This window comes from Bradyrhizobium sp. 215_C5_N1_1 (genome assembly GCF_052075935.1).
Lineage (GTDB): Bacteria > Pseudomonadota > Alphaproteobacteria > Rhizobiales > Xanthobacteraceae > Bradyrhizobium > Bradyrhizobium barranii.
In genome coordinates this window covers 2,561,417-2,579,860 of sequence record NZ_CP197228.1, presented here as the reverse complement: position 1 = coordinate 2,579,860, position 18,444 = coordinate 2,561,417, and the positions used below count along the sequence as shown (strand labels likewise).

The window sequence follows — 18,444 nt, the reverse complement described above, 5'->3', positions numbered from 1 at the left end:
CGGCTTTTTGAGGTGTCGGACTAAATCCCCTTTGCCCAAGCAAGGCTCGGCAAAGATATGAACGAGGCTGTGGGATCAGCGGCACGTCAGCGCCTCGAGGTATCGGGCAGAGGTCGGCGGACGATGCTCGAAGTTGGATCGCTTGCCCATCAGCCGGTCCTCAAGAACGTCGACAAGATGGCAACGGCCGTAGCCTTCCGATTTGCATGCCACGCCTCCCAGCAATCCGAATGCAGCCAGGCATGGCTTGTTGTTGCGGTGCCATACGGCAGGGGCTTATCAGTGGCGCCTGCGCTGCCACCGCAGTGATGACAGCTGTCGGGCTCAGAGCGAGCCGGATTGCGGTTCAACCACTCGACCACGCAGCATTCGAAGGCACGAGCTTCTGCAACGGCCCGCGGCAGGCCACCGTCGAACTCGACAATGCCGGCCCGCTCATTGAAAAAGACCAACCAGTCCTCGCCCGACCAGTTGTCACGGCCGGGCCGCAGCAGCGCCACGATCTCGGGCTTGTGCAGGGAGAGTGCGCTCACCACCGCGCGCGGCGGAGCTGAGGCTGCGCTCAGCACAAGATCTTCTCCGTCAACAACGAATTTGACGCCGGCGGCGTGAGCCGCCTTCAGAGCTTCGAATGCACTCACAGCCTTGTGCTCCAGCCCACAGTCTCGGACTTTTCCAGCGTAGGAGGCGCCGAGGAATCTGCGACCTCCACATCACCCGCCACGCTGGGTTTTGCTGACACCGCACCATCACTTCCCGACGGACCATCCATGATGACGGTGCGGCCGCCATAGGCATAGGATGCATAGGGGGCATAGGGGGCATAGGGGGTGTCGCGAAGCTCCGGGGGCAAATCGCTCCCCCTATGCCCCCTATGCCCCCTATGCCTTTCCTCCTCGCCGGTCTGTTTGAGCGAATACGTAGCCGCGCCCCATTTCCCGGACGGTGCCTGCCGGGAGAGGACAAAGCCGGCCATGCGAATGCCCGCCAGCTTTTCGGCTTGGGATGCGACATACTGACGACCCCGCCCCTGCGGGTCCAAAGCCTGCCTCACCTCATCATGCAGTTCGCGGACGGTCACCGGGCGATCCTGATGCTTGGCCCACCAGATCACGAAAAGATCTGCGACGACCTGGCGGCGCCCGTCGCGCTGTTTCGATTCACTGAGCCGCGCGACCGGGTCCTGGCAACCAAGAGCCAGCAGCGGGTCGCGGACCCACCGACACCATTGTGCAAAGCTCCCAATCGGCAAGCCGGGCTTGATGCCGCCGGCCGTCCGCCCCCACCGCCAGATCGTCAGCGTCGCGGCCAGCAGTTCCTTACGCCGCTGCGTCACCTCAAGCCGGATGTCCGCCGCAAAAGGCCGCAGTTCCGGATCTTCCGTACGCGCGTCGAACTCAACCGTCACAAACCGGCGAGCCAGATCTTCGGAAACCGTCAACCCGTTGCCGGTCAGGATCACGAACGCAGATGCGTTCAACGCGACCATCTGCGACTGTCCAAGCAACCGCACCCGCGCTGGCCGTTCCGTAATAGCGCTGGCGAGAAGGTCGGACTTGAAAGCCGTATTGTTGAGGTTGTCGAGGAACAGGGACGGACCGCCCCGCATCAGCTCGGCGGAGATGCGCTTCTCCAGTTCCTCGGCGCTTGCACCGCCCGTCACTGCATGCGGCTCCCGTCCGAAGGCAACAATACTGATACAGCGGGCCAGCAATCCTTTGCCGGCTCCGGCACCCGACACCGGAGCCGCTCGCAACAACACACCAGGAGCGAGGTGCAGGCTTGGCCGGCAAACCGCCGTGAGCAATGCGGCAAGGAACGAGGATTCGTCTCGTCCCGGCGCCTTCGATGTATCGACCGTGGCCACGCCGCCCGGCGCGGGTCCGATGGTCTCGGCGTCAGCGAAGCAAAACGTCTTGAAGGTCTCGCGGATCAGCCGCAGGGCGGCCGCCGCCTCGCCCAGGCTCGGCTTCGCGGGAACCAGATCACTGAGATCAGGGACGTTCTCGCACCACATGCCGGTGGCAGTGTCATACCCCTCGGTGCTGTTGATTGTGCCGTCTTCCCTCAACTGGGGCGCCGAGGCGATGCCGTTGAGCGGGGGCAATTTCCATTCACCGCGCCAGTCGAGATACATAACCGCCAGCGACCGCGGCAGGCGAGCATCAACCTCCTCGACCTCGCCGTCCCGCCTCGTCTTAAGAGCATACGGGCGGCAGATCATGTGTGCCGTCAGCACGAGCGCGTCGGGCGTCATCATCTGCGCGACCGTGCCCTGCTGGAGCTGGTCGAAAGCGAGGCGAACCGGGAATCCGCGGTCATAGAGACAGCTGACGCCTGCAAGCAAGTCGCGCAGTCCCGCAACCGTTCGATCGGGATTGCAGTTTTCGACAAGGAGGCGGGGCTTTGCACCGCTTAAGGATGCGGTCGGGCCACAAACCTCTTCGGCGCGCTCGATGAGCTCGACGATCTGGCGCTCGGAGGTCATGTCGCGAACTCCGTCACGGCGTGTGTGCGATCCATGAGCAGGTCGTTGAAATCCATTCCCGCAGGAGGACGTGCGACCCGGACCCGACGCCCCTCGCGCGCCCAGCGGCGCGCCGCGTTCATGGCCGCCGCCTCACCTGCCGCGTCGCCGTCAGCGAGGACGACAATATCCCGCTCGTCGTCAGGGAGAGCGAGCTTCCGGAGCCCGGACGTCGAAAGCGCCGCACACGTCCGATGTCCCGTCGCCTGCATGGCCGAGAGGCAGGTTTCGATTCCCTCGCCGATCAGCAGCACACGACCTTCCCCACCGAGGCGAACAATCCCGCCGCCGCAGGGTCCAAGCATCATTTTTGCGGTCCCAACCGCCGCCTTAGACGTACCATCGCGCGAGAGGAACGTCCGATGGATGGCAGCCGGGGCGTTATCAATCGCACCGGCCACCAACGCAACCATGGCGGGCCAGCGCGATCCCTCAGGGTGCAGCAAACCATGGTGAAAACGAATGGATGGCGGGATCGAAACAGTTACGCCGCGCCGCCGCAGATAGATCTCGACATGCGATCCCCTCGCGCTGGACGAGCTGTTCCAGACGCGTGCGGCCCACGAAGCAGACGAGCCGACGTTGGCGTCCTTCAGCCGCCGCTCAATAACACGTTCACGCCGTTCGACCTGATAGAGGTTGAACCGGAGACCCAGGCACCGGAGAGCGTCAATAACCGACCTCTGATCGCAGCCGGCGAAGCAATGCACCAGCATCTTGCCGTCGGAGCTGTATCCAATCGACAAACTCGGGGTCTTGTCTTCATGCGCAGGACAACGGCAGACGAAGCCGCGGAGGGTCCTCTTGGCCCCCCCACACGCAAGAGCAATTTGCTCAATAGAATTCACCTGCGCTCTCCCTTTAGCGCCCGAGAAATTTCCCCCTGCCCGCTTAGTTAGCCGCTCAACATTCGTTCCAGCGCGTGCCGCGGGACGATCCAGCGTCGTCCCACTCGAATTGCAGGCAACTCGCCGGAGTTGGCGGCTGCGTACGCACTGCACTTCGAGAGACCCAGAATCTTGCATCCCGCTTCTTCGACGGTGAACGTCGAGCGACCGTCCCAGCGTCGGTCAAGGACACGCGGGGCAGTCGTGTTTTCCGAAGTAGTCATATTCAGTCTGTTCCAGTTGACCCTTTATGTCAACTATTGTAGGGCTATATTCCGTCATAACGAGGGCTACGACATTGAAGCAACAGCAATTCAAAATCACCCTCGGGGACGATCTTCGCGCTAAACTTGATCGCTCCAGCTCACTCAACCTCAGGTCGACTGCGGAGGAAATTCGCCAGCGACTGGAAATGTCGTTCGACATCCAAGGTGACGGTCACACGCTCGACCTGATCTACGCGATCTTGTTTCTCGCGCATGAGATCATGCGCGACTTCGGCACGACGTGGTGGGGTGATGAGAGGGCGCGATCTGCGTTCATGGCGGCGATCGCCGACCAGGTGATGAGCTATCCGATCAATCCCGCCGATCTGGCTGCAAGTCCCCTGGTAACTTTGGGAACACCTGAGCAGCAGGCAGGGCCCGAAGATCCGCCGGAGGTTATCGGGCGCGCTATCGCTCGAAACTATCGCCGGAGAGTTCGGCCACTAGGTTTCCGATCCGACAATTTCGACATCAGCCGCTTCCGCGAGCTGATGCAAAGCGACAAAAAATGAATCGCTTCGCTTGCGGCGTGAAACCACACAACACGCCTCGCGCGGGCGAATGACGAAAGACCTGCCGGAAATTCCGCAGACCGAGCTTTAAGGGAAGTTCGTAATGACCGCAGCAAAGCCAGCACTCACCGAGACGAGCGTTGACGCGACGCCGAAGTCCGCTCCTCGCCGCATGCTCAACGAGACCCAGGTGCTGGAGATCATCCCCGTCAGCCGCACCACGCTCTATCGTATGGAAAAGACAGGTCGGTTTCCGAAGTGCACGTACATCAGCCCGAACCGGCGCGTGTGGTACGAGGATCAGATTGTGGCGTGGCAGAATGCGGTGAATGAATTTGATCCGCGTCGGGGGCGCGGTCAGGGGCGTCGGCGACGGGTTGCCTAGTTCTTCGTGCGGCCCGCACCTCCGAGAACACCATGCCAGGACATGTCGGCTCTATTCGGCCCTCATGATAATCATCGACGTGGCTCCTCATGTTTTCGCGGCAAACTGAACCCAATTCCGGTGACGAGATAAACAGCATCGCTTTCATCCACGAGTACGTCGCCGATTGTCATCGTTGTGTGCTGTAGTCCCTTGCTCTTAAGCAAATCTAGAGCCTCACCATTCGGCGACCAGTTCTCCGCTCGCATGCGAGACAAAGCATCTTCCTGACTATCAGCTTCGATATCCTTCAAGTGAACATGAGTAGCCGAGAGGTTATTGGGATCGGGCGAGGTTCCAACGACGTCGCGAAGAAACGATGGCTTCATATACCAGAGTTGATATTTCATCGTGTTCCCCTGCATAGTCGGCCGGTGCATCTATCAAGTCGACCTCTTCACGATCTCAAACCCCTTTGCCTCCAATTCCAGCAGAATGCCCTGCGCCAAGTGCGTGCATTCTTCGGGCTTGATCCAATGCGGACTTCGCCAATCCGGGTCATCTTCCCTTGGGTAACTGGTGAATGCAGAGCGAATGGCGGCTTCGATCACGTCCATGGGATTGTCTGACATCTGCATCCCTCACGCATTTGACGAAATAGATCAAAATCCCCGCAAAAGAACGAGCCCAGCCGGGGCGTTCGCCCGCAAGCCTTATCCCTTCAGAAGAACCTCACCACCATCAATCGCTTGATCTAGGTCAACGGTTCCGCTCTCGGGCTCAGGCACGTCAACAGCTTTGTAGAAGAGAAGTTAGAGATGAACTGGCTCATCCCCTTGTTCGGCGTTGCAATCGCATTGTCTGGTCAGAATGCTTTCGGCAAAAACAGGTTGACCGACCCCGTTAAGGTTGCACGGGAATGCAAAAGCGATGTGGAGCACTTGTGCAGAGGACTTCGGCCCGGTGGCCATCGCATCCTACGCTGCCTCAAGGCACGGGTGGCCGAATTGTCGCCCGTGTGTTCGGCCGCACTTAAGTCAACGGAATAACGCAACCAACGCGGTCCGCGTAGAACGCGGGACCAAGGACGCGTGACCACTCCCACTACGCCGTGTTGACCGGCGCACAACGTACTCTGGCGGCCGCAGAATATCTCCCGCAGAGCCTCCTGCGCTCTGCGGGCCGCGCCGGGCTGCACGAATTGATCGCTTACTCGACGCGGCATGGAGCGCGAAGCGATGGAGTTCGCCTGCGAACTGATCCACCCCAGCAAGGCATTCCACAGCATGGTCTGCACTCGGCTGGAGGTCATTTGTCATGAAGACCTCGACACCATTGCCCGCGCCGCACGTCGCCCCCTTCGTCGCGACGGCATTGGCGCAAGTCGAGGGAGCGCTATCGATCGGCGAAGCCCGCCTGATGGTGGGGCATCGCGATCCGCATGATGGCGTGCGCGCCGAAGTCCCGCGCGGGCTACCACTTCGCTGCCGCCATCGGCTTCGATCCTTGCTTGAGGACTACGCGCCGACGATCCCGACCGGGCCAACGATCAACACACACTCGCCGGGAGAAGCTGGGCCGCGGTCTCGAACACTTCCGCAAGGAAGGCGCGAGGTTGATCCCGCCACCGACCGCGACGATCCTTACGAGGACGAAGCCTACCGGCTGTGGGCGATCAAGCAGCAGAGCAAGTGTCCGAGAGGCCCGCGTCATTTTCGTCTGCGCCGTATCCGTTTGCTGCTGAGCCGTTTGGCGTTTGCCGCCACCTTTCTTCGATACTGCTCAACAATCTTGTTTCCAGATGCGCCAGCCATCAGGCTTGTACCGGCCTTCGCCGCCGCCAAGACCTTTTCACTCACCATGCGCTGGGCTTCTCGTTGAGCCGCTTTGCCGCCGCGCATCAGCTTCGCGATCCGAAGTCCGATCACGCGATTGCTTTCTAGCCCTAGCATCATCCAGTTCCACATGGTGCGATATTCCCAGTCGTTCGAACGGCGTACCATCAGGGATGCCATCAACGGCCACGGTGTGCGCGATGTTCAATCAAACCTGCGTGGCTGGTCAACGAGCGCAATCTGCTCGCTCATTCCCTCCTGAGCCCGCCTCGGCAACACACGTCACCAACGGACTAGCAAGAGTTCCTTCACCTTCATTCACGGATACATCCGAATGGGCGATAGCCGAAGATCACTTGATGCTGAAGAGTGAGACCGCTGCTGCTGGGGGCCAAACGGGGATGTCCGATGGGTGCGGCAGGCTCGCGCTTTGCGCACATGAAGAGAAGTCTCCGCGTTCGGGCGGTCGTTGTCGGCGTTCTGGAGGAGTTGCCGTTTATCTGCCCGGTGGCGGTCGCGATCGGCTCGCTGATCATGATCGGCATCACGCTCTATATGGATTGGTCCCAGTGAGCGGGAAGTGACGAGCGATCTTACCATGGCGGCTTCTGCAACTGACCGATCTCGAATTGCGTCGGTATTCAAATGCAGGTCAGCATTGGTGGCTTGAGCCTCAGTCCGGAAGCTGGGGATATGTCCCCTTGGGTTCTACCAGAACGAGCGAGTAGCTCATTCGAGAGACGACCAGAACACTCACGCCACCACCGCGCCCCTCAAGGAGGCCCCCCGACACAAGGCAGCTCAAACTCTTCAAGTAGCAGACGATCAGAGCCAGACTGTGCCACGGGCGGAGCGGCCATCCCGCTTTCGCTTTTGTGACGCTTTAGCCACGCTTACCGGTGAGGACCTGATCTTGAAACGTAGGAGAGTACGTCATGCCGCCGACCGATCAGTCGCGAAATCATGTTGGCGAACTGAACGAGAGAAAGAATTGCGAGAAATTCCAAAATCATTTCGAAAAGCCTCCGGGTTCGAAAATTCGCTGTTGTAAAACACGCCCCAGCCCGGAGACCGCAAATCTAGAACTGTTTGTTGCGGCGTAAACGCAAAATGGAACAGTTCAACGAAGAAACAATAAATCAGTTGCCTTTCGGCAACAGCATGAGGAGATTGCAGCGTTCTCGAAAACACGCTTTCATTGCCGCGACGTGCGCAGCATCGGCTTCACTGCGCGACGATTGCCGCCGCTCCCGCCGCAGGTATCGCAAGTAAGCCACGCGGCTCTGATCTAGCGGGAAGCCGTCACCTTGCCGCCTTGCCGATGTAGGCCCGGCTGCAATCGAGGTGCAGCGTCATTGGCCCGACGCGCTGACGGTCGTAGCCCTCTGGCGATGAGGGCAATCAACGGTGACGGTCTCGGACATCAGCCATTCCTGTTGCGCCGCGCCGCTTTTGAAGGATCGTCGATCTTAGCGTCGCCCTCATTGTGCCGTCTATCGCTTGAGGAAATGACGGCGTCTCAAGACCAGAATTGGTCCTCCCGCTGCTCATCGCCTTGATACTCGCGGAAGTCGGTCGCCTTTCCGTTCTTCATCTGCCAGACGTGGATCTCCGGAAACGACGCGGACAGCCCGTTTCGTTCTGCGTTCACGGTAACCAAGGCGACAACGAGATCGTCTTCAGCCAGCACATTGTGCACATCCATGCTGAACGCGCCTCCCGAAAGCTCCATCGTGCGTTGAAAGAAGCCTCCGACCTGATCGTGACCGGTATAGTCGCCTGATAGGGGACTATGACCGGGAACGTGCCATGTGATGCCGGCGTCGAAAACCGCGAAAACCGAGGGGATGCTTCCTATCGCAAAGTCTTCGTAGGCCTTGCGGATAATCACCGAATTCAAATCGCCCATTGTTGTCTCCCCTAAAAGGGTTAGCACTCCTACGGGACTAATCGTAGTCACGGTGAAGTACAAAGCCCGAATATAGCAACCAATCGGTCGCCTCGAAATGTCTCCTCTTGGGCCCAGCGTCATTTTCATACGGAGCGAAAGTTCGTCGCTGTCAGGCCAAGGCGGACGTTCGCCTTCGCCTGCAACTGCAACAACGGTTTTTCTCGCAGCAAATATCCAGACCTCCCGGCGTCGCGCGGTCCCCGCGTTTTCTACACGCCTCACAGGACCCGGACGACCTCGCGCAACTCCGTTCAATCCGAACTGGCAGGCGCAAAGAGCGGCGACGGCGGAGCGGCGATGAGGCACACGATGGGCTGTAAGCTTGGCGCGCGCGCCGAGATCTTCGCAAGGCGCTCGGGCGCGGCCTCGATCACTTCCGCAGCGAAGGCGCGAAGCTGATCCCGCCGCCGACAGAGCGGGACGCCTACGAGGCCGAAGCCTATCGGCTGTGGGCGATCAAGCAGCAGGGCAAGTGACCGCGACCTAGTGCAACGATATGTCCGGTGTTGGATGGAAACCGGAAGTAGTCAGCGCAGGGTCAAAACGACGCGAATGACCCCAAGCGGACTTCTGTTGATTTAGATCAACATGAGCGGCGCGAGACTTCGTTTTCTTGCGTCCTTGTAGTGGCAGCCCTCTCCAGATCCCTGTAGATCAGCATCAAGGACAACCTCGATGAGATGTAGATTGATCAGTCTGACGTTTGCTGTCTCTTTAATTCCAATCGTTGCGAATGCGCAGGTAACCATTGATATGGGCAAGATCATATGTAGCCAATATCTTGCTATGCCGCAGTCACAGTCAGATAAGTTTTCTGCCTGGATGAGCGGTTGGTTCAGTTATCAGAACAACAGGACCTTTGTGGACCTTGCTTTGCATCAACAAAATATCGCCAACGTAAAGGCATGGTGCCAATACCATCCGGCGGAAAGCGTTATGTATGGCTTGCAACAATCGGTAGGCAAAAATTGACGGCTCGGGACTTTGGAGGATCGCTATGAAATGCAGGGCTCTTGTCGTTTCTGTGATTTTGATAGGCGCGGCATCAGCGCCAGCCGCGGCTCAGATCAAGCTGGACATGAACAAGATCACTTGCGGAAATTGGCTAGGATACGGTTCAGCAGACCGAGATTTCGTAAGGTATTTCATGAGCGGCTACTATAACGCGGCTGCAAATAATAATGTTTTGGACTACGACCGCCTGCAAAAGAATTCCGAAAAAGTTGTCGCCTATTGCAAAAAGCACAAATCCGAAACGCTGCCAACCGCCATTCAAAAAAGCGCCAGCTAGGTTGTGGGCCCCGACGGCGGCGTCGCGGCCGGAGTCTTGGCCGGCCACATTGCCACTCCTCGACCGAGAGTTGAACGGGCCACTGGAACTGCGCAACCGCCTCATTGTTGCGCGCATAACCGCGCGTGCTTCAGTACGTCTCCTTTTGTTGGCCCCTTTCGGACTCGACAGACTTGGCTGATAATGTCCGCTCACGCGGCTGAAGCGGGCATTAAACATTCGCAGTTTGCGGCCTGCTTATGGCCAATCGGCGCACACGGAATTTGTGTACCAATTCGCACAAATAAAGCCGGGATTGCGCGATTGCAAATACGCTTGCGCGGGGCCGTCGCGCGGTCCCCGCAGGAACTCGCGCCCTCCACAGGACCCTGACGACCGATTGGTCATGGCCCCGGTCCTCTTTGACTGAGCGGGCCCGGAACAGACTTGCTCGAAGAGTGTTGGTCCTGCATCACCGCCCGGTCATAGGCTCTTATCGGTGATGTGAACGCCGGTTGCGCTTCCCGCCTTCCTCTTGAAGAAAGGAGCGCGCCATGAAACGGCGTCGTTTCAAGCAACAAGTGCCGCTGCAAGATCGTCTTGCGTCATTCGCCAAGACGGCGCGCGAAGTTGCGGCGCTTCTTCCCCCCGGGGCAGAAAAAGACAAACTGCTCCGCAAGGCGTCCGGGGCCGATACGGCGGACTGGCTGAACGAAAGCTTAGGGTCAACCGCCCAGCGGCCGCCCAAAGCAACTCCATGAGGGATTATCAAGCGGCTCTTGAAAAGCTTCGGAAGGATGCTGCTGAGGCCGCGCTACTCCGCGATCTTGCCACTGTCCCGACCAAGCGGGAAATGTTCGATATGTTGGCCCTGCATCTGACCAGCCTTGCCGATCATGTTGAGCTTGCGATGATCGAAGCTTCCAAGACGGCGAAGCGGGCGTAACGCCCTCAGTGCCTTGGTTCACACGGGCAGCGGCTCGCACCGGCAGCGCCACCGCGTCACCATCGCCAGCCGCCGCGCAACGCAAGCGCAGTTCTGTTCTTGGGACAAAAGCGCAAAATCTGCAACTTGATCGAAGCCGCGCGCTCGACCGCGCCAGCATCACGGCGCGGACAGGCGACCGACAGCGGACGGCAACCAACGGAGCATGGATGATGATGGATAAAATCCAACGCGCCATTTTAGAAAATCAAGTCATCCTTGCCGAAGCCCTGTGGATGCTCCTGCATTCGCAAGGTATCAGTTCGGACGCAACGCTTCAGAACGTCTCCGCCCGCATCAGGGCTACCCGGAAGCTGCTCGAAGAACACAGCGAGGAGAACCCTTAGCGCGGCGTCGCCTCATCACCCGTCGAGCGCGGCAGCACGTCACCGCAACGGCGACAGGCGGCCTACGGCACCGCCAAGGCCCGGCAGAAGGCCGTACAGCGCGCCGCCAGCGCCGGGCCATAGGGCGGACACCGGGAGGGGCAACAGCGCACAGACCCTCCGTTGATCTAGGTCAACGTCAGCGATCCTTTAGCGCTCATGCCATGTTCAGCCGCACCTGAGGCGGCTCCCGTCACCTTTCAGTGACGCAAGCGCGAAGAGGGAGGTCCAACATGCATCCGGAGAAGCGTCTTTCGATCAAGTCAGCGACTGTTGCCGGGATTGCTGCTAGCGCCCTGTTGGGGCTTGCAGGTGTCACGCTCAATCCAGCGCCAGCCCAGGCGGTCGTGTACTGCCAGTACGTTGAATATCCAGTGGGTTGCGTTGCCCGGGCAGGCGTCGTGCTGAGGCCTCGTCCGGTGGCGCGCGCTGCGGTCCGTCATAACGCCGGTGGCAATGCAAATGGCGGCGTCAATCGCGTTGGGGCGGGGCGGTAAAGACTTGTTTCGCGGTCACGAGCGAGAAAGAAGCCGTCACCGCTTCGTCCCGGTGGCGGCTTTTTTATCGCCCCCGGCGCGGGCGCAGGCGACCGATGCGGCATCACGGCATGAAACACACTTGGTACGTCACTTTTGAAGTGCCGCCGGATGGCACGCTGTTAAGACGGCGACATCCGCGCTTAACCAAGACGTTTGAAACCGAAGCAGAAGCGAAGGATTTTGCGCGAACCAAATTCAACGAGGGATTGGTCGTCACCGCGGGGACCATGATCCCCCACCTGCCGAGAACGTCAATCCCGTCGCCGGAAATTCCAGCGTGGCTTGAAGCTGACCAAGTAAATGAGAGCAGCGGGCCGACCAAAAAGTAATCTTAGACGACGTTGGCACGCTGCCGGGTGCAACTGCGCCTATTTGATCTAGATCAAGCGCCGGCTCTCGACCTCAGGTGCCATGCTCTGGGGCAACAGCAACCGGGAGCCTGACGATGAGTGAACGTTCGGAGCCGAAACAGGTCTGTCGTCGCAACGCACTCACTTTCCTTGGATACGCGGCCGTGTTTGGGCTTATGGCCTCGCCCGCAATTTTGGCGGTGTCAGAGGCGGAAGCTCAGACCACCACGGCGCCCGCCACGCCCACGACGCCGCCCGCAGACGCGCCGATGTCTGGGACAGAGCGCCGTCAGGAGCGGCGAAGCGGGCGAACAGAAAGGCGCCAGGAACGCCGGACCGGACGCACAGAACGGCGTCAAGACCGGCGCACAGGACGCGACGAGCGACGGGACGCGCGCGACGGCACCCCGACCACTACAACCACCACCGAGCAGAAAAAGTAGTCCGTTCATTAGGGCCAACCACGGCAACCGGGCCGCAGCGCAGGCCCGGGAAGGCCGTACAGCGCGCGCGGATCGCAGGGCCACCGCATGGGGCGCGCCGCGATCCTCAGGCCGTTCGAGCGGCTTAAGCTTCCCGAACTCCAACTCGCGCCCAACGGCAGGATGTGAAACTAGGGCCTAATAGGGCCCGGCAGGTTCGGGCGGGCCTTTCGTTAGTGCGACTAAAACCGAAATATACCTTTAGTTTCAGGTACTTTCACCGCTTTTAACCGGCCGAAAACAGCGCTTGCGGAAAGGACCACACGGTTTTGCCGTACGCACGGCCCGCCATGTCGCCGCAGTTTTTCCAGCCCTGTCGACGGAGCCGGAAACTTACAGACGAGACGAACCTGACAGCGCCGCTCATCCAGCACGAAGTTTTGGGCTCACGGAGAGCAATCCGCCCCGCCCTTAACCTCTCGCGCCCGACGCTGTCGCGTCCACCGCAAGCCCGGCTCGCGACAGTGACGACACAAGATCGCCCCTCTTGGTGAGCCGGGATGGACGACACATACGCCATTTCCGAATTTCGGTAAAGTGGAATATTCTTGCAAGCGCGGCTTGACACCGGCGCAGCTCGGAATGACCCGGTGTTTTGCCCTACGGCCGCGGCCGGCGGCGTGATTACGAATATCGTCCCGAACGCAACACGCTTCGGAACCCAGGTTGACGTCGCGCCGTTCTTGAGCACTATCTGCGACAATTCGAGCACGCCTCGGACATAAAGGCGCGGCAATCTCAGGGCTTGTCGATCCGCCCCGCCCTGCTTCCCCGGAGTTCCCATGCATTCTGCCGACCGGCCGGCAACGCGCCTCGCGACGCGGCTCGCCTTTCTCGTCGCGGGCTTCGGCATCGCGTGCTGGGCGCCGCTGGTGCCGTTCGCAAAGACGCGGCTCGGCGTCGATGACGGCGTTCTTGGATTGCTCCTGCTCAGCCTCGGCATCGGCTCGGTCGTCGCGATGCTTCTGACCGGAGTCATGAGCGCGCGCTACGGCAGCAAGCCGATCATCATTGCGGGCGGGCTCGGTCTGGCGCTGGTGCTGCCCCTGCTGGCGATCGCAAGCTCGCCGGCAACGCTGGCGCTGGCCCTGTTCGCCTTCGGCGCCGCGCTCGGCTCCATCGACGTCGCCATGAACATTCATGCGGTCGAGGTGGAGCGCGACGCGGGCCGCCCGCTGATGTCCGGCTTCCACGCGCTGTTCAGCATCGGCGGCTTCGCGGGATCCGCCTTGATGACTGCGCTGCTCTCGTTGCAACTCGGCGCGCTCGCCTGCACGCTGATCTGCTCCGTGCTGATGCTGGTCGCGATGCTGGCGGCCTGGCCGCGCCTGCTTCGTTCGGTGCAGGTGCAGGACGGACCGCTCTTCGTGCTGCCGCATGGCTCCGTGCTCCTGCTGGCGCTGCTCGCCGCCATCACTTTCCTCGTCGAGGGCGCGATGCTCGATTGGGGCGCGCTGCTCGTCATCGGCGCCGGCCTCGTCTCGGAGACGCAAGGCGGGATCGGCTACATCGTGTTCTCGATCGCGATGACCGCGGGGCGGCTCGGCGGCGACGCCGTCGTCGCACGCATCGGGGATCGCGCGACATTGTTCTGGGGCAGCATCATTTCGATCGCGGGCTTCGTAGTCCTGCTCAGGGCGCCCGTAGCGGCGGTCGCCATCGGCGGCTTCCTGCTGATCGGCCTCGGTGCATCGAACCTCGTGCCGGTGCTGTTCCGCCGGGCGGCCAGGCAGACCGTGATGCCCACGGGGCTCGCCGTCGCCGCCATCACGACCGCAGGCTACGCGGGCATCCTCATCGGTCCCGCCGGTGTCGGCTTCGTCGCACGGCTTGGCGGATTGCCGACAGCGTTCTGGCTGCTGGCCGCGCTGATGTGTCTCGTCGCGCTGTCGGCGCGCATGGTCACGGCGGAGGGCCGGCAGACGTCGCGCGTGGAGGCCTGAGCGGCCTCACAAATTGCTCAGCCCGATCGACTTGATCACGGGCGCCAGGCTTGCCGTTGTCACGTCGATGATGCGCTGGAATTTGTCGGGACTCGAATCGATGTCGGGCTCGATGCCCTGGGCACGGTAGTTTGCCTGCATCGCCGGATCGGCCATCGCGACCAGCGTCGCCTGTGCGATCCGGTCGATGATCGCATCGTCGGTGTGCCTGGGTGCGAAGATGCCGAACCAGCCCTCATAGCGGAGATCCGGCATGCCGGATTCGACCGCGGTCGGAATCTCCGGCGCGCCGCTCAACCGCTTTTCGCTGCTGACCGCCAGCAGCCTGACCTTCCCGGCCTCGCCCAGTTGCTTCAACTGGTCGGACATGACGCCGATGACGAGCGATATCTGGCCACCGGCGAGGTCGTTGGTCGCCTGCGAAATGCCCCGATACGGCACGTGGACGATGTCCAGCGCGCCGGCCTGCTGCTTGAAGGATTCGCCGACCAGATGGTTGCCAGTGCCGATGCCTGGTGTCCCGTAGGACAGTTTTCCCGGATTATCCCTAGCGTAGGCAATCAGCTCACGCAGATCCGCGGCAGGCACCGACGGATGGACCGCGAAAACCAGCGCGGTGCTGATCAAGCGATAGATGGCGCGAAAATCGTCGACCGAATAGCCGGGATTTTTCGAGGTCAGGGGAATGATGACCTGCGTGCTGCCATTGCCGAGCAGCAGCGAATAGCCGTCGGGCTCCTCGCGCGCGACCGTCGCAGCCCCGATCGCGCCGCCCGCACCGCCGATATATTCCACGAAGGTCGGCCCAAGCAGCGATGACATCTTGTCCACCCAGGGACGCCCGATCTGGTCCCCCGCTCCGCCGGCTCCATACGGAAGCACGAGGCGAATGGGACGAGACGGATAATCAGCGGTTTGTCCGCTGCGCGGGATCGCCGCCAGCGCCGCTGCGCCCGATAGCGCATGGACGAATCGTCGCCGCGAGAAGGAAGCCATGTTCGAATTCCGGAAGTCGGTGGTCACTGTCGAGGCGGGACCGGCTCCCGAACCATCCAGTCTCAGCAATCTGCTACCGCCGTCAATTCGCCATCCGGGTGAGAGCACCGGTGTCATCGCCCTGTCATGTCACCATAACCCTTTACTTCTTAAGGGTTATTTCGGCGGACCGACCGATCGAAGCCATGCGCGCAGGGCTACCAGCTCTGCCCACTGCTTTCGGCCAGTTTACTGTACGCCTCGTTCTGATAGACCAAAAAGTAATACATTTTGACTCCCGTTGCGGGGGCAATGGCGCGTGCCAGATCGTACCGAAGACTCGGCCATTTCTTTTGGGCCATTTCGACTATTTCCGAAGTCGCGGCTCTTGGAGAAGGAGGGCTCGCCGCTTCACGTCGGCGGCCGCGCGCTCGATATTCTGATCTTCCTCGCCGAGCGCCCCGGCGAAGTCATCGACAAGAGAGAGCTGGTCAAGCGCATCTGGGCCGACGTCAATGTCGACGAGGGCAGCCTGCGCTTCCACGTCGCGGCACTGCGCAAGGCGCTGGGCGATACCGGCAAGTCGGCCCGTTATGTCGTCAATGTGCCCGGCCGCGGCTACTGCTTTGTCGCCTCGCTCGCTCACGCGGCCCCGCCGGCCGCTCAGCCCGCCGTGAATATCGCACCTCCCCGTTCCCTTCCCTCGCCGCTCTCGAAAATGGTCGGACGGGAGGAGATCGTCGAGAAGATATCGAACGGGCTTTCGTTGCATCGCTTCATGACGGTGGTCGGCCCCGGCGGCATCGGCAAGACCGCCGTCGCCGTCACCGTCGGGCATCGCAGATCGGCGGATTTCGGCGGGCGCGTATTCTTCGTCGACTTCGGTCCACTGAGGGATGCCAGCCACATCGCGACCACCATCGCCTCCGCACTGGGACTGACCATCAGCGCGGAGGATCCGACGCCGGCCCTGCTGACATTCCTGAAGACCGGCCCAGCCCTGCTGATCTTCGACAGCTGCGAGCATGTGCTGGATGCGTTGGCGCCGCTCGTCGAGCGCATCGTTCGCGACGCACCGCAGCTTCGCGTTCTCGCAACCAGCCGCGAGTCGTTCCGGAGCGACGGCGAAAGGATTTTCCGCCTGTTCCCGCTGGATTGCCCGCCGGAGCGCGAGGACCTGGGTGTCGCCGAGGTCCTCGCTTACCCCGCGGCCCAGCTCTTCGTCGAGCGCATTGCGCAGAGCTCGGGTCCGTTCCAGCTCAGTGCGGAAGAAGCGCCGCTCGTCGCGAGCATTTGCCGGCGCCTCGATGGCATTGCGCTCGCAATCGAGCTCGCGGCCGGCCGTGTCAATGCGTACGGCATTGCCGGCACGGCGTCGCTGCTCGACAGCCGCTTCTCGTTGCAGTGGCGGGGTCGGCGCACCGCCGTGCCACGACACCAGACGCTCGCCGCGGCGCTCGACTGGAGCTACGATCTGCTACCTCCCGCCGAGAGTGCCACGCTGCGACGCCTGTCGGTCTTTGCCGGGGCCTTCGCGCCGGAGGCGGCTGCCGCTGTGGCCGCCGGCGACGGCCTCGGCGCGTCCGAAACGCTGGAGGCGATCGACAGCCTCGTCACCAAATCGCTGATCTCGCCATCCGGCTCGCGAACGCTGCGCTATCGCCTGCTCGACACCACACGCACCTATGCGCATGGAAAGCTGAACGAGCTCGGCGAGACCAGTCAGTTCGCGCGCCGTCATGGAGAGCATTTTCGCGACTTCTTCGAGCGCGCGGAGGCCGATACATCGACGCCGCTGCCGGAATGGCTGAGCATCTATGGCGCGGAGCTGGACAATGTGCGCGCCGCATTGAACTGGGCCTTCGGGCCCGACGGCGACGCCGCACTCGGGATCGCGCTGACGGCGGCTGCCGTCACGCTGTGGGTCCGCCTGTCCCTGTTCGCCGAATGCCGCGAGCGCGCCAAGACGGCGCTCACCGCGCTCGGCGACAGCGGCGGCGATGATCGCATTCGCATGCAACTCCTGTCGGCGCTCGGCTGGTCGCTGATGTATGGCGAGGGCCGCGCCCGCGAGGCGCGTCCGATCCTCGAGACGACCCTGGAGCTGGCTGACAGGCTCGACGACAAAGACTTCCGGCTGCGCGCGCTCTGGGGCTTGTGCATCGACCAGTTCAACAACGGACAGTTCGGCAAGGCCCGTGCGCTCGCCGACCGGTTTGCGAATGCAGCGGCGAACTCGTCGGACAGGACCGATCTCATGCTGGGCGACCGGCTAATGGCGGTGGCGCTGCACTATCTCGGCGATCAGAACGACGCACGGCTCCGCATCGAGCGCGTGAACGCGTCGCTGCACGTGCTGGCGGAGAAGCCGAAGATCTTCCCGCTCGACCTCAGGATATCGACGCAATATTTCCGGGCCCGCATCCTGTGGCTTCAGGGCCTCGCCGATCAGGCCCAGGCGCTCGCCGCCCGAAACATCGAGGAAGGTCGCGCCAACGGCCACGCGCTGACTTTCTGCAGCGTGCTGGGGCAAGCCGCCTGCCCGATCGCCTTCTGGTCCGGCGATTTCGAGGCCGCGGAGCGCCACGGCGCCGAGCTGCTCGAACACACCGAGCGCCACGCCATCCGGCTGTGGGGCCTGTGGGCACGGGCCTTCAACGCGGCGGTCGTCGTAAGGCGTGGCGACGTCGCGACCGGCCTGCCGCTGCTGCGCGAAGAGCTCAATCGCGCCGGCGATGCGCGTTTCCTGCCGCGCTTTCTTCCGCTGCTCGGCGAACTCGCCGCATGTTCCGGCGAGGCCCACCAGGTCGACCGTGGCCTCGACGTGATCGAGGACGTCCTGACCCGCTGCAACGACCGGCAGGAGCTGTGGTATCTGCCGGAACTGATCCGCATCAAGGGCGAGTTGTTGCTCAAGAGCCCGCGGCATGCGGGGGACGCCGAGGCGCGCTTTCGCGAGGCCATGGACATTGCCAACCAGCAGGGCGCGCGATTCTGGGAGCTGCGCGGCGCGATCAGCCTTGCGCGGTTCATGATCGGAGCCGGCCAGAGTGCAGAGGCCCTGGCAATTCTCGAACGTGCATGCGGGGCGTTCAGCGAGGGCGCCGGCATCGCCGATATCCGCAGCGCACGCGATTTGATCGCGCAACTCCGGATTTGACGAGGCCGGCCG

Annotated in this window: 21 protein-coding genes; 13 read left to right on the top strand and 8 right to left on the bottom strand. The window is 61.8% G+C overall.

Translation table 11 applies throughout. The annotated features are described in order from the left end of the window. Positions 1-149: 149 nt before the first annotated feature. The 4 genes from AB7G19_RS11975 to AB7G19_RS11960 are packed head-to-tail and all read right to left on the bottom strand — an operon-like array spanning position 150 to position 3,638. Positions 150-641, bottom strand: coding sequence for a hypothetical protein (locus tag AB7G19_RS11975; protein WP_212479564.1), 492 nt, complete (start codon positions 639-641; stop codon positions 150-152). Continuing rightward, complete coding sequence (locus AB7G19_RS11970) at positions 638-2,488, bottom strand: hypothetical protein (RefSeq protein ID WP_354095935.1); 1,851 nt, start codon at positions 2,486-2,488, stop codon at positions 638-640. Before AB7G19_RS11970 ends, AB7G19_RS11975 begins: the two co-directional genes overlap by 4 nt. After that, positions 2,485-3,375 carry a DUF7146 domain-containing protein gene (locus tag AB7G19_RS11965; protein WP_038945178.1) on the bottom strand — a complete coding sequence of 297 codons (891 nt, stop codon included), beginning with the start codon at positions 3,373-3,375 and terminating at the stop codon, positions 2,485-2,487. Before AB7G19_RS11965 ends, AB7G19_RS11970 begins: the two co-directional genes overlap by 4 nt. A 47-nt stretch (positions 3,376-3,422) precedes the next feature. After that, positions 3,423-3,638, bottom strand: coding sequence for a helix-turn-helix domain-containing protein (locus AB7G19_RS11960; RefSeq protein WP_080586812.1), 216 nt, complete (start codon positions 3,636-3,638; stop codon positions 3,423-3,425). 74 nt (positions 3,639-3,712) lie between these two features. On the opposite strand from AB7G19_RS11960, the gene AB7G19_RS11955 reads away from it, so the two are divergent. Both AB7G19_RS11955 and AB7G19_RS11950 read left to right on the top strand, forming a co-directional pair. Continuing rightward, a complete protein-coding gene (locus AB7G19_RS11955; protein WP_157791232.1) occupies positions 3,713-4,192 on the top strand; it encodes a hypothetical protein in 480 nt (159 codons plus the stop codon). A gap of 103 nt (positions 4,193-4,295) precedes the next feature. Then, positions 4,296-4,577, top strand: a complete 282-nt coding sequence (locus tag AB7G19_RS11950; RefSeq protein ID WP_049807994.1) for a helix-turn-helix transcriptional regulator — start codon at positions 4,296-4,298, stop codon at positions 4,575-4,577. A 71-nt stretch (positions 4,578-4,648) separates the two neighbouring features. Here the strand turns inward: AB7G19_RS11950 and AB7G19_RS11945 are convergent, their stop codons facing one another. Together AB7G19_RS11945 and AB7G19_RS11940 are read right to left on the bottom strand one after the other, a co-directional pair. Further along, positions 4,649-4,966, bottom strand: coding sequence for a hypothetical protein (locus AB7G19_RS11945; protein ID WP_157790252.1), 318 nt, complete (start codon positions 4,964-4,966; stop codon positions 4,649-4,651). Between the two features lie 33 nt (positions 4,967-4,999). Then, on the bottom strand, positions 5,000-5,173 hold the full coding sequence (locus AB7G19_RS11940; RefSeq protein ID WP_240537792.1) for a hypothetical protein: 174 nt from the start codon (positions 5,171-5,173) through the stop codon (positions 5,000-5,002). Between the two features lie 700 nt (positions 5,174-5,873). Between AB7G19_RS11940 and AB7G19_RS11935 the strand changes: the two genes are divergently transcribed. Next, positions 5,874-6,437 (top strand): hypothetical protein, encoded by a 564-nt coding sequence (locus AB7G19_RS11935; RefSeq protein WP_155258249.1) that lies wholly within the window; start codon positions 5,874-5,876, stop codon positions 6,435-6,437. Positions 6,438-6,829: 392 nt separating this feature from the next. Then, positions 6,830-6,964 (top strand): hypothetical protein, encoded by a 135-nt coding sequence (locus tag AB7G19_RS11930; protein ID WP_256376473.1) that lies wholly within the window; start codon positions 6,830-6,832, stop codon positions 6,962-6,964. A gap of 946 nt (positions 6,965-7,910) precedes the next feature. Here the strand turns inward: AB7G19_RS11930 and AB7G19_RS11925 are convergent. Beyond that, the gene (locus AB7G19_RS11925) at positions 7,911-8,300 is read right to left on the bottom strand and encodes a nuclear transport factor 2 family protein (RefSeq protein ID WP_157790253.1); all 390 of its coding nucleotides are present in this window, start codon (positions 8,298-8,300) and stop codon (positions 7,911-7,913) included. Positions 8,301-9,029: 729 nt separating this feature from the next. Here AB7G19_RS11925 and AB7G19_RS11920 point away from each other — a divergent pair. The 8 genes from AB7G19_RS11920 to AB7G19_RS11885 all read left to right on the top strand — a co-directional run bounded on the left by AB7G19_RS11920 (position 9,030) and on the right by AB7G19_RS11885 (position 14,297). Then, positions 9,030-9,314, top strand: coding sequence for an HdeA/HdeB family chaperone (locus AB7G19_RS11920; RefSeq protein ID WP_223153946.1), 285 nt, complete (start codon positions 9,030-9,032; stop codon positions 9,312-9,314). Between the two features lie 25 nt (positions 9,315-9,339). Next, on the top strand, positions 9,340-9,633 hold the full coding sequence (locus AB7G19_RS11915; RefSeq protein WP_084795025.1) for an HdeA/HdeB family chaperone: 294 nt from the start codon (positions 9,340-9,342) through the stop codon (positions 9,631-9,633). A 533-nt stretch (positions 9,634-10,166) separates the two neighbouring features. Continuing rightward, positions 10,167-10,373, top strand: coding sequence for a hypothetical protein (locus tag AB7G19_RS11910; protein ID WP_084795024.1), 207 nt, complete (start codon positions 10,167-10,169; stop codon positions 10,371-10,373). Continuing rightward, a complete protein-coding gene (locus tag AB7G19_RS11905; protein WP_283018500.1) occupies positions 10,370-10,558 on the top strand; it encodes a hypothetical protein in 189 nt (62 codons plus the stop codon). Before AB7G19_RS11910 ends, AB7G19_RS11905 begins: the two co-directional genes overlap by 4 nt. Positions 10,559-10,566: 8 nt before the next feature. After that, positions 10,567-10,944 carry a hypothetical protein gene (locus tag AB7G19_RS11900; RefSeq protein ID WP_155258276.1) on the top strand — a complete coding sequence of 126 codons (378 nt, stop codon included), beginning with the start codon at positions 10,567-10,569 and terminating at the stop codon, positions 10,942-10,944. A gap of 272 nt (positions 10,945-11,216) precedes the next feature. Next, entirely contained in the window at positions 11,217-11,480 is a 264-nt protein-coding gene (locus AB7G19_RS11895) for a hypothetical protein (protein WP_080586857.1), read from the top strand. 110 nt (positions 11,481-11,590) lie between these two features. Beyond that, the gene (locus AB7G19_RS11890) at positions 11,591-11,851 is read left to right on the top strand and encodes a hypothetical protein (protein ID WP_080586859.1); all 261 of its coding nucleotides are present in this window, start codon (positions 11,591-11,593) and stop codon (positions 11,849-11,851) included. Between the two features lie 1,285 nt (positions 11,852-13,136). Beyond that, a complete protein-coding gene (locus AB7G19_RS11885) occupies positions 13,137-14,297 on the top strand; it encodes an MFS transporter (RefSeq protein WP_283017267.1) in 1,161 nt (386 codons plus the stop codon). A 6-nt stretch (positions 14,298-14,303) separates the two neighbouring features. Here AB7G19_RS11885 and AB7G19_RS11880 read toward each other — a convergent pair whose 3' ends face one another. Then, entirely contained in the window at positions 14,304-15,293 is a 990-nt protein-coding gene (locus tag AB7G19_RS11880; RefSeq protein ID WP_283017268.1) for a Bug family tripartite tricarboxylate transporter substrate binding protein, read from the bottom strand. A 298-nt stretch (positions 15,294-15,591) separates the two neighbouring features. On the opposite strand from AB7G19_RS11880, the gene AB7G19_RS11875 reads away from it, so the two are divergent. Then, positions 15,592-18,432 (top strand): ATP-binding protein, encoded by a 2,841-nt coding sequence (locus tag AB7G19_RS11875; RefSeq protein ID WP_283017269.1) that lies wholly within the window; start codon positions 15,592-15,594, stop codon positions 18,430-18,432. Positions 18,433-18,444 lie beyond the last annotated feature (12 nt).